The following is a 22,154-nucleotide window of genomic DNA, read 5'->3' as shown; positions in this document are numbered from 1 at the left end:
CGGAGGGTGGGCAGTGTGGCTCGACACGATCGGCTGTACCCGGAGCCGACGGGCGAGGTGCGCATGAGTCTGTCACTGCGCTTCGCCGCCGGTTCGCACAAAGGCATGATCCGGGAGGGCAACGAGGACTCCGGTTACGCCGGTCCGCGGCTGCTCGCGATCGCCGACGGCATGGGCGGCGCCGCCGCGGGTGAGGTGGCCTCCTCCGAGGCGATCTCCACGATCGTCGCCCTCGACGACGACATCCCGGGCTCCGACGTCCTGACCTCGCTCGGCGCGGCCGTGCAGCGGGCCAACGACCAGCTGCGGCAGATGGTCGAGGAGGACCCGTCGCTGGAGGGCATGGGCACCACGCTCACCGCCCTGCTGTGGACCGGCCAGCGGCTCGGTCTGGTGCACGTCGGCGACTCGCGCGCGTATCTGCTGCGCGACGGCGTCCTCACGCAGATCACCCAGGACCACACCTGGGTGCAGCGGCTGGTCGACGAGGGCCGGATCACCGAGGAAGAGGCCACCACCCACCCTCAGCGCTCCCTGCTGATGCGCGCGCTGGGCAGCGGCGACCACGTGGAGCCCGATCTGTCGATCCGCGAGGTGCGGGCCGGCGACCGCTATCTGATCTGCTCCGACGGACTGTCCGGGGTCGTCTCCCACCAGACGATGGAGGACACCCTCGCGAGCTACCAGGGCCCGCAGGAGACCGTGCAGGAGCTGATCCAGCTCGCGCTGCGCGGCGGCGGCCCCGACAACATCACGGTCATCGTCGCCGACGTCCTCGACCTGGACACCGGTGACACCCTCGCCGGACAGCTGTCCGACACCCCGGTCGTGGTCGGTGCGGTCGCCGAGAACCAGCACCAGCTGTCCGACAACGGGATCATGCAGACCCCGGCGGGCCGCGCCTCCGGCCTCGGCCGCCAGGTGCCCGGACAGGGCGGCGGCGAGTTCGGCCCGCCCGGCTCCGGCGACACCACCGGTTTCATCCCGACCGGCGGCTTCGGCGGCTACGACGAGGACGACTTCGTCAAGGAACGCAAGGGCCGCAGGTGGCTGAAGCGCTCCTTCTACGGGGTGCTCGCGCTGGCCGTGGTCGGCGGCGGTCTGTACGGCGGCTACCGCTGGACGCAGACCCAGTACTACGTCGGCACCAACGGCGAGCACGTCGCCCTGTACCGCGGCATCAGCCAGGACCTGGCCTGGGTGTCGCTGTCCGAGGTGGAGAAGGACTACCCGGAGATCGAACTCAAGTACCTGCCTCCCTACCAGCAGAAGTCGGTCGAGGGGACGATCACCGAGGGCAGCCTGAAGAACGCCCAGTCGAAGATCGACGAGCTGGCCGTGCAGGCCTCCGCGTGCAAGAAGCAGTCGGAGCAGCGTGCCGCCGAGCGCGAGAACAACGCGCGGACCGGTGAGGGCGAGGCGGGCGGTACCACGGGAACCACCAGAACCTCCGTCACGTCCAAGGCGTCGCCGAGCCCTTCGGTGTCCCCGAACCCGTCCGCGTCCGCGACCCCGACCGCCACTCCCCAGCCCGGCCCCAGCCTCTCGGAGGAAGAGCAGAAGGTCGTCTCGCTGTGCGGTAAGCAGTAGGCAAGCCGTGAGAGGCCCTGTCAGATCATGAGCAGTACTACGAACACGCCGACGCACCACACGTCCACGATCGGCTCCATCGGCACGCCGAGCCGCCGCAACACCGAGCTGGCCCTGCTGGTCTTCGCGGTGATCATCCCGGTCTTCGCGTACGCCAACGTAGGGCTCGCGATCAACGAGGAGGTGCCGTCCGGGCTGCTGAGCTACGGCCTGGGCCTCGGTCTGCTGGCCGGCATCTCGCATCTCGTCGTACGGAAGTTCGCGCCGTACGCGGATCCGCTGCTGCTGCCGCTGGCCACGCTGCTGAACGGGCTGGGTCTGGTCGCGATCTGGCGGCTGGACCAGTCGGAGCTGCTGCAGTCGATCGGGCAGGCCGGCAGTGCCGCGCCGCGGCAGCTGATGTACACGGCGATGGGCATCGCGCTGTTCGTGGCGGTGATGGTGTTCCTGAAGGACCACCGCGTTCTTCAGCGCTACACCTACATCTCGATGGTCGGCGCGCTGCTGCTCCTGCTGCTGCCGCTGGTGCCGGGCCTCGGCAAGGACCTGTACGGCGCCAAGATCTGGATCCAGATCGCCGGGTTCTCCATCCAGCCCGGTGAGTTCGCGAAGATCGTCCTCGCGGTGTTCTTCGCCGGCTACCTGATGGTCAAGCGGGACGCGCTGGCGCTCGCCAGCCGCCGCTTCATGGGGCTCTACCTGCCGCGTGGCCGCGACCTCGGGCCGATCGTGGTGGTCTGGGCGATCTCGATCCTCATCCTGGTCTTCGAGACCGACCTCGGTACCTCTCTGCTGTTCTTCGGCATGTTCGTGATCATGCTGTACGTCGCCACCGAGCGGACCAGCTGGATCGTCTTCGGTCTGCTGATGTCCGCGGCCGGCGCGGTCGGCGTGGCCTCGTTCGAGCACCACATCCAGCAGCGTGTGGACGCCTGGCTCGACCCGATGCGCGAGTACATGCTCTCCCGCCAGGGCGTCGAGGGCCACTCCGAGCAGGCCATGCAGGCGCTGTGGGCGTTCGGCTCCGGCGGCACCCTCGGCACCGGCTGGGGCCAGGGCCACTCCGAGCTGATCCGGTTCGCCGCCAACTCCGACTTCATCCTCGCCACCTTCGGCGAGGAGCTGGGCCTGGCCGGCGTGATGGCGATCCTGCTGGTCTACGCCCTGATCGTGGAACGCGGTGTGCGCACCGCCCTCGCCGCCCGCGACCCCTTCGGCAAGCTGCTGGCCGTCGGTCTCTCCGGCGCCTTCGCGCTCCAGGTGTTCGTCGTCGCCGGCGGCGTCATGGGCCTGATCCCGCTGACCGGTATGACCATGCCGTTCCTGGCGTCCGGCGGCTCGTCCGTGATCGCCAACTGGGCCCTCATCGCGATCCTGCTGAGAATCAGCGACACCGCGCGCCGCCCGGCGCCGTCCCCCGCCCCCAACCCCGACGCCGAGATGACCCAGGTGGTCCGCCCGTGAACAAGCCCCTGCGAAGGATCGCGATCTTCTGCGGGCTGCTGGTCCTGACCCTGCTGATCCGTGACAACTGGCTCCAGTACGTCCGCGCGGACGAGCTGGCCACGGACACCGACAACCGCCGGGTCGCCATCGAGCGCTACGCCACCCCGCGCGGCGACATCATCGTCGACGGCAAGGCCATCACCGGGTCCAAGGAAGCCTCCAGCGGCGACTTCGAGTACGTGCGGACCTACAAGGACGGCCCCATGTGGGCGCCCGTCACCGGCTACGCCTCCCAGGCCTTCGGCACCAACCAGCTGGAGAACCTGGAGGACTCGATCCTCACCGGCAACGACGACCGGCTGTTCTTCCGGAACACCCTCGACATGGTCACCGGCAAGGCCAAGGAGGGCGGCAACGTCGTCACCACCCTCAACGCCGCCGCGCAGAAGGCCGCGTACGAGGGTCTGAAGGGCCGCGGCAAGGGTGCCGTCGCCGCGATCGAGCCGTCCACCGGCAAGATCCTGGCGCTGGCGTCGTACCCGTCGTACGACCCGTCGACGATCGCCGGCTACTCCGACGAGGACGCGAAGGCCTGGAACAAGCTCCAGAAGAAGGCCAACCCCGACGACCCGATGCTCAACCGGGCGCTGCGCGAGACCTACCCGCCGGGCTCCACCTTCAAGGTCGTCACCGCGGCCGCCGCGCTGGAGAACGGGCTGTACACGGACGCGGACCAGAAGACGAAGACGCCGCTGCCGTGGACCATGCCGGGCACCACGACCGTGCTGAAGAACGAGGGGAACATCCCCTGCGAGAACGCGACCCTGCGCGTCGCGCTGCGGTACTCCTGCAACACCGTCTTCGGCAAGGTCGGCTCCGACCTCGGCAACGACAAGATGCTGGAGCAGGCCAAGAAGTTCGGCTTCACCAGCGAGCACTTCACGCCGGTCCGCGCCAACGCCTCCGTCTTCTCCGAGGACATGGCCCCGTCCGAGGTGGCGCTGTCCTCCATCGGCCAGTTCAACACCGCCGCGACCCCGCTCCAGATGGCCATGGTCGCCTCCGCGGTCGCCAACGACGGCAAGCTGATGAAGCCGTACATGGTCGACAAGCTCCAGGCGCCCAACGTCGACACCATCGAGCAGACCGACCCGGAGGAGCTGAGCCGGCCGCTGTCGGAGGACAACGCCCAGATCCTCCAGTCGATGATGGAGACCGTCGTCAACGAGGGCACCGGCAAGAACGCGCAGATCCCGGGCGTCACGGTCGGCGGCAAGACCGGTACCGCTCAGCACGGTGTCGACAACAGCGAGAAGCCGTACGCCTGGTTCATCTCCTACGCCAAGCTCAGCGACGGCAGCTCGCCGGTGGCTGTCGCCGTGGTCGTCGAGGACGAGGCCGCCGACCGCGGAGACATCTCCGGTGGCGGTCTCGCGGCGCCCATCGCCAAGAGCGTGATGGAGGCGATCATCGGCGACCGGAAGTGACCCCGATCACGTCCCCCTCACATCGGTGCACGTTGCGATACCGGTCCTGTATCGGGTGACGGGCTTGGCCAGGTCACAGAGAGCGAGCCGGGTACGGTAGGCCCGGACGGCAGCCTCCGACCGCCCCAGTGCGGCGGTCGGGACCGACGGAGAGGGCTGGTAGGAAGCTATGGAAGAGCCGCGTCGCCTAGGCGGCCGGTACGAGCTGGGCCCGGTGCTCGGCCGTGGTGGCATGGCGGAGGTTTACCACGCGCATGACACCCGGCTCGGACGCCAGGTGGCGGTGAAGACGCTGCGCGCGGACCTCGCGCGCGACCCGTCCTTCCAGGCCCGGTTCCGCCGGGAGGCCCAGTCGGCCGCCTCGCTCAACCATCCCGCGATCGTCGCGGTCTACGACACGGGCGAGGACTACATCGACGGGGTCTCGATCCCGTACATCGTCATGGAGTACGTCGACGGCTCCACGCTCCGCGAGCTGCTGCACTCCGGCCGCAAGCTGCTGCCGGAGCGCGCCATGGAGATGACCATCGGCATCCTCCAGGGCCTGGAGTACGCCCACCGCAACGGCATCGTGCACCGCGACATCAAGCCGGCGAACGTCATGCTGACGCGCAACGGCCAGGTCAAGGTCATGGACTTCGGCATCGCGCGCGCCATGGGCGACTCCGGGATGACGATGACGCAGACCGCGGCCGTCATCGGCACCGCCCAGTACCTCTCCCCGGAGCAGGCCAAGGGCGAGCAGGTGGACGCGCGGTCCGACCTCTACTCCACCGGCTGCCTGCTCTACGAGCTGCTGACCGTGCGCCCGCCGTTCGTCGGCGACTCGCCGGTCGCGGTCGCGTACCAGCATGTGCGCGAGGAGCCGCAGCCGCCGTCGGTGTTCGACCCGGAGATCACGCCGGAGATGGACGCCATCGTCCTCAAGGCGCTGACCAAGGACCCGAACTACCGCTACCAGTCGGCCGACGAGATGCGCGCCGACATCGAGGCCTGCCTCGACGGCGCCCCGGTCGCGGCCACCGCCGCGATGGGCTCCGTGGGCTACGGCGGCTACCCCGACGACCAGCCGACCACGGCCCTGCGTCCCACCGACGCCGGCGCCACCTCGATGCTGCCCCCGATGAACCCGGACGACGGCGGCTACGGCTACGACGACCGCCCCGACCGGCGCCGCCAGAAGAAGTCCAGCACCTCGACGATCCTGCTGGTCGTCGCGGCGGTCCTGGTCCTCGTCGGCGCGATCCTGATCGGCAAGTGGGCGTTCGGCGGCGGCGGAGTCGGCAACGACACCGTGAAGGTGCCGAACTTCGTCGGACAGACGGAGGCCGACGCCAAGCAACTGGGCGTCAACGCCGACCTGGAACTGACCTTCACCTCCAAGCCGTGCGAGGAGCAGCCGAAGGGCAAGGTCTGCTCGCAGAACCCGGACGTGGACACCGAGGTCAAGAAGAACTCCACGGTCGAGCTGGTGCTCTCCACGGGCGCGCCCAAGGTCGCGGTGCCGAGTGTGATCGGCGACGCCCTGGAGGACGCCAAGGCGACGCTGGAGAGCGACAAGTACGACCTCGTGGTGAAGACGGAGACCAAGGAGTCGCCGGAGGAGCCCGGCACCGTCCTGGAGCAGGACCCGGTGTCCGGCCAGGAAGTGGAGAAGGGCTCCACCGTCACCCTGGTCGTCGCCAAGGAAGAGGCGAAGTCGATCGTCCCGTCCGTCACCGGTCAGACCTGTGAGGCGGCGCAGCAGCAGATGCAGGCCAACGGCCTCACCGGTACCTGCACCGAGGTCGAGACGACGGACGCGAACCAGGCGGACAAGGTCATCGACACCAGCCCGGCGGCGGGCCAGTCGGTCGACAAGGGCTCCACGGTGACCATCCGGGTCGGCAAGCTGAAGAAGCAGGAGGTCCAGGTTCCGGACGTCCGCGGTCGTTCGGTCGGCGAGGCCAAGCAGATCCTGAACCAGGCCGGCTTCACGAACATCCAGTTCGCGAACGGCAGCGACCAGAGCGACGCCGCGCTGGTGACGGACCAGGACCCGAAGAGCGACAAGAAGACCGACAACCCGGCCGGCACGCAGATCACGCTCACCACGGTCGGCTTCGGCGGCAACAACAACGGCGGCAACAACGGCGGCCTCTTCGGAGGCAACGGCTAGACCGCCGCACCGGCACCAGGCGAAAGGCCCGGCCACCCCTTCAGGGGCGGCCGGGCCTTCGGCTTCATCCGGGTCTCGGCTTCGATGCGCGGGTCAGCGCAGTTCCTTCGGCGGCGTGCGGTCCGCGTCCACCTTCTCGACCCGCTCCAGCTCGCCCCAGACGACGTAGCGGTAGCGGCTGGTGTAGATCGGGGTGCAGGTGGTGAGGGTGATGTACTTGCCGGCCTTCTTCCGGCCGGACTCCTTGGGGATCGCTTCGAGGACCTTCACGTTGTACTTCGAGGTCTCGGCGAGGGTGGCATAGACCTTGTAGACGTACCACTTGTCCTTCGTCTCGAAGACGATCGCGTCGCCCTTCTCAAGCTTGTGGATGTTGTGGAACTCGGCTCCGTGCCCGTCGCGGTGGGCGGCGAGGGTGAAGTTGCCGTTCTTGCCGCTGGTCGGCAGGGTCGCCTTGACCGGGTCGGTGTAGTAGCCGGCCACACCGTTGTTGAGGATCTTGGTCGCGGTGCCCTTCTTGACCAGGATCTCTTCCTTGTTCATCTGCGGGACGTGCAGGAAGCCGATGCCGTCCTTGGTGTCCAGCGCGCCGGGGCCGCCGCTGCCCTCATGGGCCCAGGTGTCGCGGACCTTGTCACCCTCCTGCTCCGCCTTGCGGTCGGCGAGGACGTTCGTCCACCACAGCGAGTAGACGACGAACAGGCCGAGGACCAGCCCCGCCGTGATCAGGAGTTCTCCGAAGACGCTGACCGCCGCCGCGATCCGCCCAGGGCGGCGGCGCGGCCGCGCGGGCGCGGTCCCGGGCGCCGTGGTCTGCTCTTCGGTGTCGTCGGTGGTCGCTGCCACGTTTCATCTGCCCTTAACTGACGAGCGCATCCGGCTTGCCCTTGCTGCGCGGCCGTTCCTCGACCATCTTGCCCCAGACGATCAACCGGTACTTGCTGGTGAACTCCGGCGTGCATGTCGTCAGGGTGATGTAGCGGCCGGGCGCCGTGAACCCGGAGCCCTTGGGGACCGGATCGAGGACGCTCACATTGCTGGGCGAGGTCACCGGAAGGACCGACGCCATCTTGTACACGTAGTAGGTGTCCTGCGTCTCGACGACGATCGGGTCGCCGGGCTGGAGCCGGTTGATGTAGCGGAACGGTTCGCCATGGGTGTTCCGGTGGCCGGCGAGCCCGAAGTTGCCGGTCTTGGCGTCGGGCATGGCCGTCTTCAGCGCGCCCTCGGCGTAGTGGCCGACCATGCCCCGGTCGAGGACCTTCTTGTTGCTGGTGCCCTCGGCTATCGGCACGACGACGTCCAGCTTGGGGATGTGCAGGAGGGCGAAGCCCTGTCCGGGCTCGAAGCTGCCGGGGTTGCGTTTGCCGCTCGCCCAGTCGTCCTGGAGCTGGCTCGCCTCGCTGCCGGCCTGGGCGTGCGCCCGGACGTTGGTCCACCACAGCTGGTAGGTGACGAACAGCAGCATCAGCACGCCGGTGGTGATGAACACCTCGCCGATCACCCGGCTGGCGATCACACCGGCGCTGGGTCTGCGGGCCTTCGCCAGTCGGCGGGCCTCGACACGGGAGAGCGGGGCCCGCTGAGCCCGCTGCTCCCGTTCCTCTGCGGGCGGCGGTGCCGCACCCTTGCGGCGGCGCCCGTGGCGGCCCTTGGCGGCCTTTCTGCGGGCCGCACGGCCGCCTGGCGGGGCTCCGGTGCCCGCGGCACCTCCGGTGCCAGGAGAGGCCGTTGAGGCCCTTGAGTCCGCCGAGGTCCTCGAGTCCACTGAGGCTTCTGCGGCCGGTGGTATCGGCTTGGCGAGCGGATCCGCTATCCGCAGCGCCACCGTCTCGTCGTCCGCGGGCGGCACATACGCCGGCTCCGCGTACCCGTACCCGTCCCCGAGCGCGCCGGACTCCTCGTAGGGCTGATGCCCGTACGAGGAGCTCTCGCGCTCGGGGCGCAGTGCGGTCACGCCGTGGCCCTGCCCACCACCGGGGCGAGCCCCGCGGACCTGGCCACCGCTCCGTGGTCGCCGCACTCCACCAGCCAGTTGGCCAGCATCCGGTGCCCGTGCTCGGTGAGGACCGACTCCGGGTGGAACTGCACGCCCTCGACGGGCAGTTCCCGGTGACGCAGGCCCATCACGATGCCGTCGTGGGTGCGCGCGGTGACCTCCAGCTCGTCCGGCACGGTCGCCGGCTCGGCGGCCAGCGAGTGGTACCGGGTCGCCGTGAACGGCGTCGGCAGGCCCGCGAAGACGCCCTTGCCCTCGTGCTCGACCAGCGAGGTCTTGCCGTGCAGCAGCTCGGGCGCGCGGTCGACGACACCGCCGTAGGCCACCTGCATCGACTGCATGCCGAGGCACACGCCGAAGACCGGCACTCCGGTCGTCGCGCAGTGGCGGACCATGTCGATGCAGACACCGGCCTGCTCGGGGGCGCCGGGGCCGGGCGACAGCAGGACACCGTCGAATCCGTCCTGGGCGTGCGCCGTGGACACCTCGTCGTTGCGCAGGACCTCGCACTCGGCGCCCAGCTGGTACAGGTACTGGACCAGGTTGAAGACGAAGCTGTCGTAGTTGTCGACGACGAGAATGCGCGCGCTCACTGGTTGTCCACCGTCACATCGTTGAAGGGAAGCAGCGGTTCGGCCCATGGGAAGACGTACTGGAAGAGGACGTAGACCACGGCAAGCGCCAGTACCAGTGAGATCAGCGCCTTGACCCACGCGTTCCCCGGCAGATGCCGCCAGATCCAGCCGTACATGCCGTCCCTTCCGTCGTACCACGGCACCAGACTCACGCCGTACGGCACCAGACTAACGGCGTAGGGCCTCAGGTTCGCCTGCCTCCACAGGCTGTGTGGAGTCCAGATGCGCCCAGACGATCAGCCGGTGACTGTGACCCCACTCCGGCTCGCAGGTGGTCAGGGTCAGATAGCGGCCGGGGCGGGTGTAGCCGGAGGCGCGGGGGACCGGATCGACCACCGCGACATCACTGGGGACCGTCTTGTAGGGGCCCTTGTCGATCCGGTACGTGAACCAGGTCGTGCCGTCGGTCAGCACCACCGCGTCCCCGCGGCGCAGCTCGGGGAAGTCCTTGAAGGGGTCGCCGTGGGTGCGGCGGTGGCCGGCGACGGCGAAGTTTCCGGGCTGTCCGAGCCGGGCGGTGGCCGGGTAGTGGCCGAGGCCCTTCTCGAGGGTGCCAGGGGTGGTGCCTTCGAGTACCGGCTTGTTCCACGTGAAACCAAGACGCGGGATGTACATGATCGCGAAGGGCTTGCCGGCGCGGTACGGGCTCGGCTTCGGGGTGCTCGGGGAGCTCGGGGAGCTCGGGGAACGGGGGGAGCGCGAGGAGCTCGCGGAGGCATCGGAGGTCGAAGCGGCTCCCGGTGCGCCGGGGCGCGCGCTTTCCCGCGCCCACTGCTCCCGAAGCTCGTCGATCTGCGCGTCCATGACGTTCTCGGCGCGCACGCCGGTCCAGAACAGCACGTAGACGACGAAGAGCACGATGACGGTGCCGAGGGTGACGCACAGCTCGCTGACGGTCCTGACGATCACGCGCACCGGCGGCTCCTGGGCGGGCTCTACTCCACGGGCTTCGCGTAGTGCAGGTCCACTGTGCCCGAGTAGCCGGGAAGAGTCACCGTCCCGTTCTCCTCGACCTTCCAGCCCAGGCCGTAGACGTTGACGTACACCATGTAGTTCTGGATCGCCGGGCTCTCGGAGAGCGCCTGCTGGAGCTTCTCCGGATCACCGACCGCCTGGATCTTGTACGGCGGTGAGTAGACGCGGCCCTGGAGGATCAGGGTGTTGCCCACGCAGCGGACGGCGCTGGTGGAGATCAGCCGCTGGTCCATGACCTTGATGCCCTCGGCGCCGCCCTGCCACAGGGCGTTCACCACGGCCTGGAGGTCCTGCTGGTGGATGACCAGGTAGTCGGGCTGCGGCTCGGGATAGCCGGGGAGCTTGGCGGTGGCGTTCGGCGGGGCGTCGTTCAGGGTGACGGTCAGGGCCTCGCCGGTGACCTTCTGGGTGCCCGCCTTCTTCTCCAGGGCCGCCAGTTTCCGGTCCTCGGCCTCGGTGCTGCCGTCGTCGCGCTCGGCGAGGGCCTCGACCTGGTCGCGCAGCGTCGCGTTGGACTCGTCCAGTTCGCCGTTGTTGTGGCTGCGTTCCTGAATGAGGTCGGAAAGCTTCAGCAAGGACGCATCCGTGCGGATATTGGTGCCCTTGGCCGTGTGGAAACTGGTGAAGAAAATGAGCCCCGCGAGAGCGAAGACGGCCACCGTGAGCAGCCGTACCGGCCGGAAGGATCCACGCCGGGCAGCACTGGATCCCGACTGGGGGGAGTCGGCAGAATTGCTCAACGTACCCTTATCTCCTTCGGCGCCGCGGAAGCACTACGCTAACGGACGCCCGGGGGAGCACTAAGAGTCCCCTTGTACGCTGCCCCGAGCCTGACCCAGTTCCCTGCGCGGCCACGCAGCGCATCGACAGGAGAGACCCTCGTGCCGAAGTCACGTATCCGCAAGAAGGCCGACTACACGCCGCCGCCGGCGAAGCAGGCGACCGCGATCAAGCTGAACAGCCGCGCCTGGGTCGCGCCCGTGATGCTGGCGATGTTCCTCATCGGGCTGGCCTGGATCGTCGTCTTCTATGTGACCGACGGTTCACTGCCGATCGACGCGCTCGGCAACTGGAACATCGTCGTCGGCTTCGGGTTCATCGCGGCCGGATTCGGCGTCTCGACCCAGTGGAAGTAGCCGGCTGCCGGGCAGTGAACACAGCTCTGCCCAGGGCTATCCACTGAGTTATCCACAGCGGTTTTCCACAGTGGGGAAAAAGAAAGACGATCTGTGGATAACTCACTGAGGGTTGACGCCGGTGTGACGGAACTACCGGCACCCGAATGTTTGTTCGCCCCCTGCCTGACCTGCGAAAACACGGGTCGGTGACAGGGGGCACACCTGTTCCCGCACCCTGTGCACAAGATCCGGCACACGCTGTGGACAACTCGCGCTCAGGGGTCGAGGAGGGGTGCTCAGGTGAGCTGGGCCGTCCGCAGCAAGGTCATGCCGACGACCACGGCCAGCACCAGCGCACAGGTGCCGTACTGCAGGACGGTCCGCCGCTCGCGCGGGGCGTTCACCATGGCGTAGCCGACGGCCACACCGCCGATCAGGCCGCCGATATGGGCCTGCCAGGAGATGTTGAACGCCGGGTTGAAGGTGACCAGCAGATTGATCACCAGCAGGATGATCAGCGGGCGCATGTCGTAGTTGCGCCGGCGCATCAGGACGGCGGTGGCGCCGAAGAGGCCGAAGATCGCGCCGGAGGCGCCGAGCGAGGCCGTGGTCGTCGGCTGGAGCAGATACGCCAGGCCGCTGCCCACCAGCCCCGAGATCAGATAGAGCGCGAGATAGCGGACCCGGCCCAGCGCCTCCTCCAGCGGACCGCCGAGCCACCACAGGCTCAGCATGTTGAAGAGGATGTGCCAGACCGCCTCGTGCGTGAACATCGCCGTGACCAGGCGGTACCACTCGCCCTGGGCGACACCCTCGGTCGCCTGCCAGGGCGCCGGCGGCCACTCGGCGATCAGCACCAGATCACCGAGGAGCGGCGCGGAGAACTGGACGGCGACGAACACCGCCAGGTTGAGCAGGACGAGGATCTTGGTGACCAGACGGGGATCACGGGCCACGGGCGCCCCGGCGAGCGTGCGGGGCCGGGCGGCGCCAGGAGCGTGCCCGGTGCCCGAGTCACCGCGGGCGCACTGCGGGCACTGGAAGCCGACGGAGGCGCTGACCATGCATTCGGGGCAGATCGGGCGGTCGCAGCGGGTGCAGCTCACACCGGTCTCGACGTCCGGGTGGCGGTAGCAGCCGGGCAGCTTGTGCGCTTCCTGCGGACTTTCCGACACCTGGTCCATGAGGTCCCCTACGTCGTCGTAAGCGAGAAACGCCCCTTCCATCCTTACGGACGGAAGGGGCGTTTGGTTCCCTCAGGACGCTTCGGACCTCGCGGCGCGTCGGCCGCCGTGGCCCCGCGGCGGTCTCAGCCCTCGCGGGTCTCGATGACGACCGACTCGATGACGACGTCCTTGAGCGGACGGTCGGTGCGCGGGTTGGTCTGAGTGCTCGCGATGCTGTCCACGACCTTCTGGCCGGCCGCGTCGGCGACCTCACCGAAGATGGTGTGCTTGCGGTTCAGCCACGCCGTCGGGGAGACGGTGATGAAGAACTGCGAGCCGTTGGTGCCCGGGCCGGCGTTGGCCATGGCCAGCAGATACGGCTTGTCGAACCGCAGGTCCGGGTGGAACTCGTCCTTGAACTGGTAACCCGGACCGCCCGTGCCGTTGCCCAGCGGGTCGCCGCCCTGAATCATGAAACCGCTGATGACCCGGTGGAACACCGTGCCGTCGTACAGCTTGGCCGTGGACTTCTCACCGGTGGCCGGGTTGGTCCACTCACGCTCGCCCTGCGCGAGCTCCACGAAGTTCTTGACCGTGATGGGCGCGTGGTCCGGGAAGAGCCGGACCTCGATGTCGCCGTGGTTGGTCTTCAGGGTGGCGTAAAGCTGCTCAGCCACGATCTGCCTTCCGTTGTCTTCTTTTTGCTCCCCGATCCTCGCACGGACCGCACCGAGCGGCGATCCGTGGCATTGTCGACGACAAGCTCCCGTTACGCCGGATTCGTCCCGCATTGCGCTCCTCGTGTGGCGGGAGTGACCCGGATGCCCGTCCTCGCATGCCGTACCTCGCTCGGACAGGCATGATCCGTAAAAGGGTGGAAAGTCGAAATACCGTACGCCACCGAGGAGGAGGAACCCGTGACCCGCATCGACAGCGTGCGCGCCGCGACCGGCTCGGCGAAGGACAGCGTGCTGCACGCCGCGGAAGTGGTGGCGCCTTACGCCGACACGGCCAAGGACAGGGCCGCGCACTACGCGCAAGAGGCACGCACGCGCCTCGCGCCCAAGGTTTCGCAGGCCGCCGGGCAGGCCCGCACCCAGTACGCGGTGCTTGTGGCACCACGTCTGGAGCAGGCCCGCTCGCATGTGCCGCCGAAGGTCGACCACGCCGCCCATGAGGCCGCCTACCGCACGCGCACGGTCGCGCGGCAGGCAGCCGAATACTCCCGGCCGAGGATCGAGCAGGCAGTGGCCGTGGCCGGGCCCGTCAAGGACGAGGCGACGGCGCGAGGCGTTGCCGCACTGGCCGCACTGCGCGGCCAGATCTCGCCCCAGGAGATCCAGAAACTGGTCCGCAAGCACGAACGCCGCGCCAAGGCCGGACGCGCCTTCAAGGTCCTGGCCGTGGCGGGCATCGTGGCGGCCGGCGCCGTCGCCGCCTGGAAGTGGTGGGACAAGCAGGCCAACCCCGACTGGCTGGTCGAGCCGCCCGCCGCGACCGAGGTGCCCGAGTCCGGTCGGCTGACGTCGGTGGACGGCAGCCCGGCCGTACTGGACCCCGAGGTCCAGGCCAAGGAAGCCGAGGAGGCCGCCGACCGGGACGAGCGTGGCTGACTACGGCGTCTGCACGATGAATGCCGTGGTGGGGCAGAGGAGTTCACACTCTTCTGCCCCACAGTCGTGTGTGGGTGTTTCACGTGGAACCGGTCGGGGCGGACACAGCTCAGGGAACGTTCGCTAAAGCCAAGTACGGGCGCAGCGTGGGTTGCGTCATAGCGCGTTTGGTTCGACCAGGCAAACGTAACCCGATTGCATCTGCGAGCCGGGGTCGGGGAGGGAATCCGGGCGGGGCCGCCGGACGGTGAGGGTGGCCCCGGCGGCCGAGTGGACCGACCATGACCTGCTGCTTCGCGGGGAGCCGGAGGAAGCCGGAGGGGGCCGGGAGGAGCGGGCAGCGCCGGTCGGTGCGCCGGGGATCGGGCCCGCGGGCGGAGCGGGCGGGCGGCGCGGGCAGGCGGCGCCGACGGCCGGCCGTCGCGGGGATCGGTGTGGACACCATCCACCCGATTCCGGGAGTGCAGACCCACGCCCGCCGCTCACGCGAAAGCCCCTCCTCCTTGCGTTGCCGCAAGGAGGAGGGGCTTTCCTGCTGTGGAGCCTAGGGGAGTCGAACCCCTGACATCCGCCATGCAAAGACGGCGCTCTACCAACTGAGCTAAGGCCCCGTAAGGGAGACGCCCGGCCGACGGAACATCGCACCGGCAGGCGCCGCAGACCAGAGTAGCGGGTCGCCCCCGGTATCTCGCAAAAAGATTGGGGGGTCCCCGTGAACGACCACTCTCCGTAAGATGCTCGGCGTGGTTCGCTACAGCGAACCACGGTTTTTGGGGAAGCGATGGGGAGACGCAATGGACGCCGCACAGCAGGAAGCCACCGCAAGAGCGCGGGAACTGCAGCGGAACTGGTACGGGGAGCCTTTGGGGGCGCTCTTCCGTAAGCTCATCGACGATCTTGGTCTCAACCAGGCTCGTCTCGCGGGGGTGCTGGGACTGTCCGCTCCGATGCTGTCGCAGCTGATGAGCGGTCAGCGGGCGAAGATCGGCAATCCGGCCGTGGTGCAGCGGGTTCAGCTGCTTCAGGAGCTGGCGGCGCAGGTCGCGGACGGCAGCGTGAGCGCGGCGGAGGCCACCGAGCGCATGGAAGAGATCAAGAAGTCACAGGGGGGCTCGGTGCTCAGCAACACCACGCAGACGACGACCAGTTCGGGGGCGCCCACGGTCAAGCGGGTGGTCCGCGAGATCCAGTCACTGCTGCGCTCGGTGGCGGCCGCCGGCGACATCATCGATGCCGCGGAGACCCTCGCCCCGACCCACCCGGAGCTGGCAGAGTTCCTCCGGGTCTACGGCGCGGGCCGCACCTCCGACGCGGTCACGCACTACCAGTCCCACCAGAACTGAGCCGTCGGCCCGGTCGCCGAGGGGTGCGGCAGCCGGGCCCGGGGACAGCACGGGGGAGCACGGACCCGACGGCGAGGGCACGGGGGAGCGCCGGACGTCGGGGGAACGCGACGGGGGAGCACCACAGGGGTATCCGAGGAGCAGCGCACCAGGGGGATCGACGGGGAGGAGCGACGCAGAGCGATGGGTGAGGTCTTCGCCGGTCGGTACGAACTGGTCGACCCGATCGGGCGCGGAGGGACCGGCGCCGTCTGGCGCGCCTGGGACCACCGGCGCCGCCGCTACGTCGCCGCCAAGGTCCTCCAGCAGAGCGACGCGCACTCGCTGCTCCGCTTCGTACGTGAGCAGGCGCTGCGGATCGACCACCCGCATGTGCTGGCACCCGCCAGCTGGGCCGCCGACGACGACAAAGTGCTGTTCACCATGGACCTGGTGCGCGGTGGCTCGCTGGTTCATCTGGTGGGCGACTACGGCCCGCTGCCGCCGGCGTTCGTCTGCACCCTGATCGACCAGCTGCTGTCCGGGCTCTCCGCCGTGCACGCCGAAGGTGTGGTGCACCGGGACATCAAGCCCGCGAATGTGCTGCTGGAGGCCACCGGCACCGCTCGGCCGAAGCTGCGGCTGTCCGACTTCGGCATCGCCATGCGGTTCGGCGAACCCCGCCTGACCGAGACCAACCTCGTCGTGGGGACGCCCGGTTATCTGGCGCCCGAGCAGATGATGGGCGCCGAGCCCGACTTCCCGGCGGACCTGTTCGCCGTGGGACTGGTCGCGCTGTACCTGCTGGAGGGCGCCAAGCCCGACGCCAAGGCGCTGGTGGAGTACTTCGCCGAGCACGGGACGCCTGGAGCGCCCAAGGGGGTTCCCGAGCCGTTGTGGCAGGTCGTCGCGACGCTGCTGCAACCGGATCCGCAGGCCCGCTTCCGCACGGCCACCGGGGCGCGCAAGGCGCTGGCCTCCGCCGTGGAGCTCCTGCCGGAACCAGGTCCTGACGACGAGCTGATCGAGATCTTCGACCAACTCGGCCCGCTGCCGGACGGATTCGGCCCCGAGGGCCCACTGAGGGTGGCACCGGGGTTGCGGAGGGCCGGCGAGACGACCACGCGGACACCGGGCGGCGGGTTCCCGGCCGGAGACGAACCTGCCGGGACCTCGGCAGGCGCCGCGCCGACCGGCGAGGACTCCCACAGAGATCCCCGGCAGCAGGCCCCACAAGCTCCCCAGCCTGTCCACACGCCATCCCACAAACCGCAGACGCCCCAGGCACCCCAGACGCCCCAGGCACCTCCTCCGCCGCAGATGCTCGAGCTGCCCCGGCAGCCCCAACGTCCCGGAAGCCCTCTCGCGCCTCTGACGCCCCACCAACAAGCCCAGCACCACGGCCAGGAGGCCCAGCAAGCCTTCGAGCAGCCCACTCCCCCGCAGCCCCTGAGCATGTCGGACACCGGGAGCTTCCACCTGCCGCCCCCTCAGGCGTCCCACGAGCCCACCCATGTCCTCTCCCCCCGATCACACACCCCGCACACCCCGCACACCCCGTACGCCCAGCACGCCCAGCACGCCCAGCAGCCGGACGCCACTCCCACCCCCACTCCCACTCCGCCGCCCCCCGAGTTCCGCCCGCGGTTCGACGACGCCTCTACTGCTTCGTACACCGCTCGCGACCCGCAGGTTCCACTCCCCGCGCAACGAGTTTCCCGGCGCCGCTCGCACGCCGCGGTCCGCCGCCCCGGCCGGCCGTCCTCCAAGGTGGCGATCCCGCTGCTCCTGCTCGCGCTGGCCTGCTACGCGGCAGGGTTCTGGGCGCTCAGCCAGATGTGAGGCGAGCACGCATCCCGCTCTCCCTCATCCGGTGCGCCCGCTACCGGGTTCCGCCCGGCCAACTGCGGGCCGCTCGCCTCCCCCGCACCGTCCACACCCCGAGCCCCATCAGAATCAGCGTCCCCACCCCGAACCCGCCCACCGCGACCGCCGTCAACACCGCGCCGTTCTCCCCGGTGCCGCCCGCGCCGCCCGTCCCGCCCGCCGCCGAGGCCTCCCGTTCGCCCTCGGTGACCTCGAAGATGCCCTCGGGCACGGACCGGCCGGAGTACAGCGGACCTTCCTGCGCGGCACCCTCCACCCGCACGCGCAGGGTCAGGCCGAACGGCCCGGCGCCGAGCTCGTCCGCGACCTGGGCGGCGAGGTGCACGACGAGGTAGTAGGAGCCCGCGAACCGCATGCCGCTCACGCGGTCGGCGGTGGCGTACCGGTTGGTGAAGTCGACCGGAGGCAGCGGATCGAGCTCGGCGGACTTCTGTCTGCCGTCGTAGCCGGTGCCCGCGTCGTCGACCAGGGCGCGCACGGGATTGTGGAGGGCCAGGTTCAGCGCGGCGACCGTGAAGCCGCGGTCGGCGCCGCTCGCACTGCCCAGTTCGGCGGTCGCGTACAGCTGTTGGCCCCAGTCGACCGGGACCTCGTAGAACAGCGTCTGGCCGGGTTCGATGTCGGCGGTCCACACGCCATGACCGACCGGGACCGCCGCGTCGAACCCTGAGCCGCCGGGCCGCTTGCGGGGCTTGTCGGTGGGCGGTGCGGGGGTGGCGGAGTCCCAGGCCTCGGGGGCGCTGGTGGCGTCGGTCCGCGCGGGGCGTGGTTCGGTGGCGACGGCCAGCTCCAGCTCCCAGGGCCGCGGCGCCGCCGCCGCGGTGGAGCCGCCGACGCGTTCGACGACCACGTAGTACGTCCCGGCGTCCGCGCACCGGGGCCGGGTTCCGTCCGTCTCGCGCGCTCCCCACGCGGTGAGCGGACGCGGGCTGCGGGCGGCGCCGATGGTGGCGTTGTCGAAGGAGGAGCAGGAGCGGCCGTCGGTGTCCTGGACGGACACTCTGATGCCTTCGGAGGCCGTGACGGGAACGGCGGGATCCGGAACGGCGGTGGCGGAGACGTACGCGCCGGCGTCGGCGTCCAGATCGAGCCGGTAGTAGGCGGACCCGCTCGCGGGGAGGGTGCTCGTGTAGGTGCCGCCCGGCTCCAGAGGCGCGGCGTCGGTGGTGTCGGGGGCTCCTGGCACCGGGCGGGCGGTCTGCGCGAAGCCGTAGGGATGCCCGTCGTCATCGGCGGCGCGGGCCGTGCCGACAGAACCGGCCGACCGGGCGGAACCGGCGGCGTCGGCGAGCCCCGACGGCCCCGTCAGAGCCACCGCCGCCGCGAGTATCGCCGCCCAACCCGTCGTACGCCACCTCATCACGCGCCCCCCTTACCCACGCGCCCTCACCCGTCACACACGAAACCCCGACCGCAATGGCGGCCGGGGTCGGTTCAGACTGTTCCGAGTGCTCGGAAGGGTAAGTCGGTGATCACGAACCCGTGGGCACGGAGTCAGTCGCCTCCGTCCACAGGTCCTGCTCGGCGCGATCCGCCTGGATCTGGCGGTACACGAGGAGCCCGCCGATGGCGGCCAGTGCGACCAGGAGAAGCTTCTTCACCGCGCGACCTCGTCTTTCGTTGACGTAGGGGACCTCTGGCGCCCGACTATACACACCGTCCGATATCGATCGGTGACCTGCGCCCCGGGGTCAACTCCCCTCCGGCACAGCCCTTTAGATGCGGACCAGCCCGTTCCGATCGGAGGGTGATCACACCTTCACGACGGGTGACATAGGCCCCACTTTCTTCCTGTTTCGGCGCTTTTCTCAGCGCTTGCGGCCATTCGAGTGGTGTTCATCCGACGATCGACGCGACATGGGCGTCGGTCCATCACTTTGCGGCGCTCATACACATCATGAGGAAAGTACGCAAATCGCCCAACCCGAAAGTGAGGGGCCCATGGCCCGGAACAAGGTCATGAACTTGTGGACCGCCTTCGTCACCGCCTTCCTCGCGCTGTGCACGGCGCTCGGACTCGTCACCACGAACGCCGCCGCGGCGGTAACCCAGACCGAGACCGCCCGCAACACGGGCGCCGGCACCGACACCGACACGGACACCGACTCCAAGGGGCGGACCCCATCGGTCACGACACCGGCGACGTCCCCCGGAGCCTGGTCCCACGCCAGGTCCCTGCCCCCCACGATGAAGCAGCGGATCCGGGCCGAGGCCCACGGCAAGTCCCCGAGCTGCCGCCACCACCAGCTCGACGACGCGGCCTCCGCGACCACCGACTGCGCTCCCCTGGCCGACGCCGCCCTCACGGACTCCGCCTTGACGGACGCCACCCTCACCGACGCCGCACCGGACGAGCCGGCCGAACCGTTCGCCACGCCCCTGCAGCGCTGAGCATCACCAGCGGGACCCGCACCGCCCGCAACAGCCGCACCACCCGCGTCGTCCACCACACCCCGCGGCGCCCACCACACCCGCGACGCCCGCGACGCCCGCTCTCCCGAAACACCTGATCCCATGATCTCCTGATCTCCTCTGATCCCGTGACCCTCCGGTCTCGTGATCCCTCATCGCCGATGCGCGATCCCCGCACCACTCGAGCCACCACGGCGAACTGCGTACCCGCCTTCACGAAGCGGCCCGGCCCTTGACGGCCGGGCCTTCGTGCGTCCGGCCCCGCGATGCACGGCTCGGAGAAAGCCATCAGGCGTGGGCCGAGGTAGGCCAGGCCCGCCTGGCGAGCACCGAGGGCAGCCAGGGGTGGCGCAGGGCGGTCGCCCGGAAGGACCCGGCGGCCTCGCTCGCGGCGGCCCGCCAGTCGGGGCTATCGGCGGGCGGTACGTGGATCACACGGCGACCTCGTCGACGGACGGCTCCATCAGCTCGTCCTTGGTGGCGACGTGCCGGTGCAGCGGGGTCGCGCCGGCGTCGAGACGGGCGCGAGCTTGCGCATGCTGAGCACCTCGGCACCCTCGGCGTCCAGCATCGCCATGGCCTCCCGGACGATCGCCGCCCGGCTGAGCGGGCTGGTCGGGTTAGCGCCGGCCGCGGGCCCAGGGAGGATGTCAGAGGCTTCTGGCACGCTGATCGCCATGACGGACGATCTGATCGGCACGCAGAGACCGGTGCGGCGCGTCACGGAACCCGAAGAGGCGACCGCGGCGCTGGAGCGCGCTGTTCCTGAACTGGTCGAACACCGCCGGCCGGTGCCCGCCGTGCTCGACTGGGCTTTGCTCGAGGACGGCCTGGGCACCGCGCTGCCCGCCGATTACAAGTACCTCGCCGAGTGGTACGCCACCTTCGCCCTCGGAGACTTCCTTCTCGTCGGCCTTCCGGAGCCGGGTGAGGAGCGCTCCTGGCTCCGCGGTGTCCGTGGCGACCTCGAAGGGGTCATCCAGGACTGGTGGGACGCCGGCATGTCCATCGGCCTGCGTCCGCATCCGGCACCGGGTGGTCTCCTGCCGTGGGCGGAGTCCAACGAGGGCGACAAGTTCCTCTGGAGCGCGACCGGTGACGACCCGCAGGGGTGGCTTGTCACCATCGCCTCTCGAAACGGTGGCTGGTGGCACTATGAAGGCGGCGCCGTCCAGTTCCTCGCCGAGTACTGCGACGGCACGCTGGAGCCCTGGGCTCTGCCTCCGGTCGGCCCCGACGTCACTCGCTGCTGAGCGCTTCGCCGGAACACCTGCGGCACCAACACCTGCGGGCCCCTGCGCGCGGTCCGCCGTCGCGACGCTCGCCGAACCTCCGAAAGATCCGGCTCATCGGCTGATGTCACCCATGGACGCCGAAGACCCCCGATCCATCCGGACCGGGGGTCTTCGTACAAGTGGGGCTAACAGGATTTGAACCTGTGGCCTCATCCTTATCAGGGATGCGCTCTAACCAACTGAGCTATAGCCCCGCCGCGCTCTGCGGTGTGTGTCCCGCGCGCTGACTCCTGAAGATTAGCGCACGACCGGGGCAGTCCCAAAATCGATGGCCGCCGGGGGTTGGGACCCCACCGAGCCGGCCGCTACTCGTCCTCGGCGAGCGTCAGCTCCACGCCGCCCACGAAGCCCGCGGAGAGGTTGTAGATGAAGGCTCCGAGGGTGGCCAGGGCCGTCGCGAGGACGACGTCGATGACTGCGATGATCGACGTGAACAGCAGCACGTTGGGCAGCGACAGGAACGCCTGGAGGTCGAAGCCGTTCGACTCGTTGGAGCCGGTCGCCTCGGAGATGGTGCCGCCGACGGTCGAGAAGACGCCCATCGCGTCCATGACCATCCACAGCACGGCCGCCGCCACGATCGTGCAGATGCCCAGCGCGATCGAGAGCAGGAAGCTGACCTTCATCACCGACCACGGGTCGGCCTTGGCCACCCGCAGCCGTGCCTTGCGCACCCGCGGGGTGGTGCGCGCCCCGGTGCGCGGGCGGCGTACCGCGCCGGTCGCCTGCCCCTGGGCCGCCGGCCCCTGCGCCGGGTAGGCCTGCGGCGGGTGGTACGGCCCGGAGGGCTGCTGCGGCTGCCGTTCTCCCGGCAGCGGCGAGGCCCCCGGCTGCTGAGTCTGCGGGCCTCGGGTTTCCGTCACAGTTCCCCCCTGGGATCCATGCCTGTCAGGCGAGGGCGAGTGCTTCGGCGACTTGATCGCCTGCAGATTGGTCGTCTGCGGGTCCGTCGCCTGCGCGGCGGAGCCACGGCCGCCGCCGTCCGTTGCCTCACCGGTCGTACGACCCGTCGAGGTACCGGCCGGTCCGGCGCCCGTGGCTCCGCTCACGC

The 22,154-nt window shown here is 69.6% G+C and carries 22 protein-coding genes and 2 tRNA genes; 10 read left to right on the top strand and 14 right to left on the bottom strand.

The window, feature by feature from the left end; translation table 11 throughout:
- Window positions 1-63: 63 nt before the first annotated feature.
- The 4 genes from ABT232_RS10400 (at window position 64) to pknB (ending at window position 6,681) form a co-directional block, all read left to right on the top strand.
- A complete protein-coding gene (locus ABT232_RS10400) occupies window positions 64-1,590 on the top strand; it encodes a Stp1/IreP family PP2C-type Ser/Thr phosphatase (RefSeq protein ID WP_351838642.1) in 1,527 nt (508 codons plus the stop codon).
- A 27-nt stretch (window positions 1,591-1,617) separates the two neighbouring features.
- A complete protein-coding gene (locus ABT232_RS10395; protein WP_351838640.1) occupies window positions 1,618-3,054 on the top strand; it encodes an FtsW/RodA/SpoVE family cell cycle protein in 1,437 nt (478 codons plus the stop codon).
- Window positions 3,051-4,523, top strand: coding sequence for a peptidoglycan D,D-transpeptidase FtsI family protein (locus ABT232_RS10390; protein ID WP_351838637.1), 1,473 nt, complete (start codon window positions 3,051-3,053; stop codon window positions 4,521-4,523). The genes ABT232_RS10395 and ABT232_RS10390 overlap by 4 nt, the downstream gene beginning before the upstream one ends.
- Window positions 4,524-4,692: 169 nt before the next feature.
- Window positions 4,693-6,681: a Stk1 family PASTA domain-containing Ser/Thr kinase gene (gene pknB / locus ABT232_RS10385; protein ID WP_351838634.1), complete on the top strand. Its 1,989-nt coding sequence runs from the start codon at window positions 4,693-4,695 to the stop codon at window positions 6,679-6,681.
- Window positions 6,682-6,774: 93 nt separating this feature from the next.
- On the opposite strand, the gene ABT232_RS10380 is transcribed toward pknB, so the two are convergent.
- The 6 genes from ABT232_RS10380 to ABT232_RS10355 are packed head-to-tail and all read right to left on the bottom strand — an operon-like array spanning window position 6,775 to window position 11,030.
- On the bottom strand, window positions 6,775-7,527 hold the full coding sequence (locus tag ABT232_RS10380) for a class E sortase (protein WP_351838632.1): 753 nt from the start codon (window positions 7,525-7,527) through the stop codon (window positions 6,775-6,777).
- 13 nt (window positions 7,528-7,540) lie between these two features.
- Window positions 7,541-8,638, bottom strand: a complete 1,098-nt coding sequence (locus ABT232_RS10375; RefSeq protein WP_351838629.1) for a class E sortase — start codon at window positions 8,636-8,638, stop codon at window positions 7,541-7,543.
- A complete protein-coding gene (locus tag ABT232_RS10370; protein WP_351838626.1) occupies window positions 8,635-9,273 on the bottom strand; it encodes an aminodeoxychorismate/anthranilate synthase component II in 639 nt (212 codons plus the stop codon). The genes ABT232_RS10375 and ABT232_RS10370 overlap by 4 nt, the downstream gene beginning before the upstream one ends.
- Window positions 9,270-9,467, bottom strand: a complete 198-nt coding sequence (locus ABT232_RS10365; protein WP_351838919.1) for a hypothetical protein — start codon at window positions 9,465-9,467, stop codon at window positions 9,270-9,272. Before ABT232_RS10365 ends, ABT232_RS10370 begins: the two co-directional genes overlap by 4 nt.
- 16 nt (window positions 9,468-9,483) lie before the next feature.
- Window positions 9,484-10,230: a class E sortase gene (locus tag ABT232_RS10360; RefSeq protein WP_351838623.1), complete on the bottom strand. Its 747-nt coding sequence runs from the start codon at window positions 10,228-10,230 to the stop codon at window positions 9,484-9,486.
- A 20-nt stretch (window positions 10,231-10,250) separates the two neighbouring features.
- Window positions 10,251-11,030 (bottom strand): DUF881 domain-containing protein, encoded by a 780-nt coding sequence (locus tag ABT232_RS10355; protein ID WP_351838620.1) that lies wholly within the window; start codon window positions 11,028-11,030, stop codon window positions 10,251-10,253.
- 141 nt (window positions 11,031-11,171) lie between these two features.
- On the opposite strand from ABT232_RS10355, the gene crgA reads away from it, so the two are divergent.
- Window positions 11,172-11,426, top strand: a complete 255-nt coding sequence (gene crgA / locus ABT232_RS10350) for a cell division protein CrgA (RefSeq protein ID WP_086767093.1) — start codon at window positions 11,172-11,174, stop codon at window positions 11,424-11,426.
- Window positions 11,427-11,704: 278 nt separating this feature from the next.
- On the opposite strand, the gene ABT232_RS10345 is transcribed toward crgA, so the two are convergent.
- Together ABT232_RS10345 and ABT232_RS10340 are read right to left on the bottom strand one after the other, a co-directional pair.
- The gene (locus ABT232_RS10345; RefSeq protein ID WP_351838617.1) at window positions 11,705-12,592 is read right to left on the bottom strand and encodes a rhomboid family intramembrane serine protease; all 888 of its coding nucleotides are present in this window, start codon (window positions 12,590-12,592) and stop codon (window positions 11,705-11,707) included.
- 125 nt (window positions 12,593-12,717) lie between these two features.
- Entirely contained in the window at window positions 12,718-13,251 is a 534-nt protein-coding gene (locus tag ABT232_RS10340; RefSeq protein ID WP_351838614.1) for a peptidylprolyl isomerase, read from the bottom strand.
- A gap of 240 nt (window positions 13,252-13,491) precedes the next feature.
- Here ABT232_RS10340 and ABT232_RS10335 point away from each other — a divergent pair, with 240 nt between their 5' ends.
- The gene (locus ABT232_RS10335) at window positions 13,492-14,187 is read left to right on the top strand and encodes a DUF5324 family protein (protein ID WP_351838611.1); all 696 of its coding nucleotides are present in this window, start codon (window positions 13,492-13,494) and stop codon (window positions 14,185-14,187) included.
- Window positions 14,188-14,725: 538 nt separating this feature from the next.
- Here ABT232_RS10335 and ABT232_RS10330 read toward each other — a convergent pair.
- Window positions 14,726-14,798: transfer RNA gene (locus ABT232_RS10330), tRNA-Ala, on the bottom strand.
- Between the two features lie 183 nt (window positions 14,799-14,981).
- Between ABT232_RS10330 and ABT232_RS10325 the strand changes: the two genes are divergently transcribed.
- Both ABT232_RS10325 and ABT232_RS10320 read left to right on the top strand, forming a co-directional pair.
- Window positions 14,982-15,530 carry a helix-turn-helix domain-containing protein gene (locus ABT232_RS10325; RefSeq protein ID WP_351838608.1) on the top strand — a complete coding sequence of 183 codons (549 nt, stop codon included), beginning with the start codon at window positions 14,982-14,984 and terminating at the stop codon, window positions 15,528-15,530.
- A 183-nt stretch (window positions 15,531-15,713) separates the two neighbouring features.
- Complete coding sequence (locus tag ABT232_RS10320; RefSeq protein WP_351838605.1) at window positions 15,714-17,351, top strand: serine/threonine-protein kinase; 1,638 nt, start codon at window positions 15,714-15,716, stop codon at window positions 17,349-17,351.
- A 40-nt stretch (window positions 17,352-17,391) separates the two neighbouring features.
- Here the strand turns inward: ABT232_RS10320 and ABT232_RS10315 are convergent, their stop codons facing one another.
- Window positions 17,392-18,756, bottom strand: a complete 1,365-nt coding sequence (locus ABT232_RS10315) for a hypothetical protein (protein WP_351838603.1) — start codon at window positions 18,754-18,756, stop codon at window positions 17,392-17,394.
- Window positions 18,757-18,868: 112 nt separating this feature from the next.
- Window positions 18,869-18,997, bottom strand: a complete 129-nt coding sequence (locus ABT232_RS10310) for a DLW-39 family protein (protein ID WP_003999697.1) — start codon at window positions 18,995-18,997, stop codon at window positions 18,869-18,871.
- A 340-nt stretch (window positions 18,998-19,337) separates the two neighbouring features.
- Between ABT232_RS10310 and ABT232_RS10305 the strand changes: the two genes are divergently transcribed.
- Window positions 19,338-19,787, top strand: coding sequence for a DUF6344 domain-containing protein (locus tag ABT232_RS10305; protein WP_351838600.1), 450 nt, complete (start codon window positions 19,338-19,340; stop codon window positions 19,785-19,787).
- Window positions 19,788-20,096: 309 nt separating this feature from the next.
- Here ABT232_RS10305 and ABT232_RS10300 read toward each other — a convergent pair whose 3' ends face one another.
- On the bottom strand, window positions 20,097-20,243 hold the full coding sequence (locus ABT232_RS10300; protein ID WP_351838597.1) for a TetR/AcrR family transcriptional regulator C-terminal domain-containing protein: 147 nt from the start codon (window positions 20,241-20,243) through the stop codon (window positions 20,097-20,099).
- A gap of 50 nt (window positions 20,244-20,293) precedes the next feature.
- On the opposite strand from ABT232_RS10300, the gene ABT232_RS10295 reads away from it, so the two are divergent.
- A complete protein-coding gene (locus tag ABT232_RS10295) occupies window positions 20,294-21,061 on the top strand; it encodes an SMI1/KNR4 family protein (protein WP_351838594.1) in 768 nt (255 codons plus the stop codon).
- A 162-nt stretch (window positions 21,062-21,223) separates the two neighbouring features.
- On the opposite strand, the gene ABT232_RS10290 is transcribed toward ABT232_RS10295, so the two are convergent.
- Window positions 21,224-21,297, bottom strand: a tRNA-Ile gene (locus ABT232_RS10290).
- Between the two features lie 111 nt (window positions 21,298-21,408).
- On the bottom strand, window positions 21,409-22,152 hold the full coding sequence (locus ABT232_RS10285) for a DUF3566 domain-containing protein (protein ID WP_351838591.1): 744 nt from the start codon (window positions 22,150-22,152) through the stop codon (window positions 21,409-21,411).
- Window positions 22,153-22,154 lie beyond the last annotated feature (2 nt).

The sequence above is a fragment of the Streptomyces sp. NPDC001532 genome, from assembly GCF_040298625.1.
Lineage (GTDB): Bacteria > Actinomycetota > Actinomycetes > Streptomycetales > Streptomycetaceae > Streptomyces.
Note: the sequence above shows the minus strand (reverse complement) of the source record. Positions and strands in the feature narration are given on the sequence as shown.

Excerpts from the sequence above, each read along its gene's own strand:
- ABT232_RS10320 (WP_351838605.1), top strand. The coding sequence starts at position 15,714 with ATGGGTGAGGTCTTCGCCGGTCGGTACGAACTGGTCGACCCGATCGGG.
- pknB (WP_351838634.1), top strand. The coding sequence starts at position 4,693 with ATGGAAGAGCCGCGTCGCCTAGGCGGCCGGTACGAGCTGGGCCCGGTG.
- ABT232_RS10400 (WP_351838642.1), top strand. The coding sequence starts at position 64 with ATGAGTCTGTCACTGCGCTTCGCCGCCGGTTCGCACAAAGGCATGATC.
- ABT232_RS10395 (WP_351838640.1), top strand. The coding sequence starts at position 1,618 with ATGAGCAGTACTACGAACACGCCGACGCACCACACGTCCACGATCGGC.
- ABT232_RS10315 (WP_351838603.1), bottom strand. The coding sequence starts at position 18,756 with ATGAGGTGGCGTACGACGGGTTGGGCGGCGATACTCGCGGCGGCGGTG.
- ABT232_RS10325 (WP_351838608.1), top strand. The coding sequence starts at position 14,982 with ATGGACGCCGCACAGCAGGAAGCCACCGCAAGAGCGCGGGAACTGCAG.
- ABT232_RS10305 (WP_351838600.1), top strand. The coding sequence starts at position 19,338 with ATGGCCCGGAACAAGGTCATGAACTTGTGGACCGCCTTCGTCACCGCC.
- ABT232_RS10345 (WP_351838617.1), bottom strand. The coding sequence starts at position 12,592 with ATGGACCAGGTGTCGGAAAGTCCGCAGGAAGCGCACAAGCTGCCCGGC.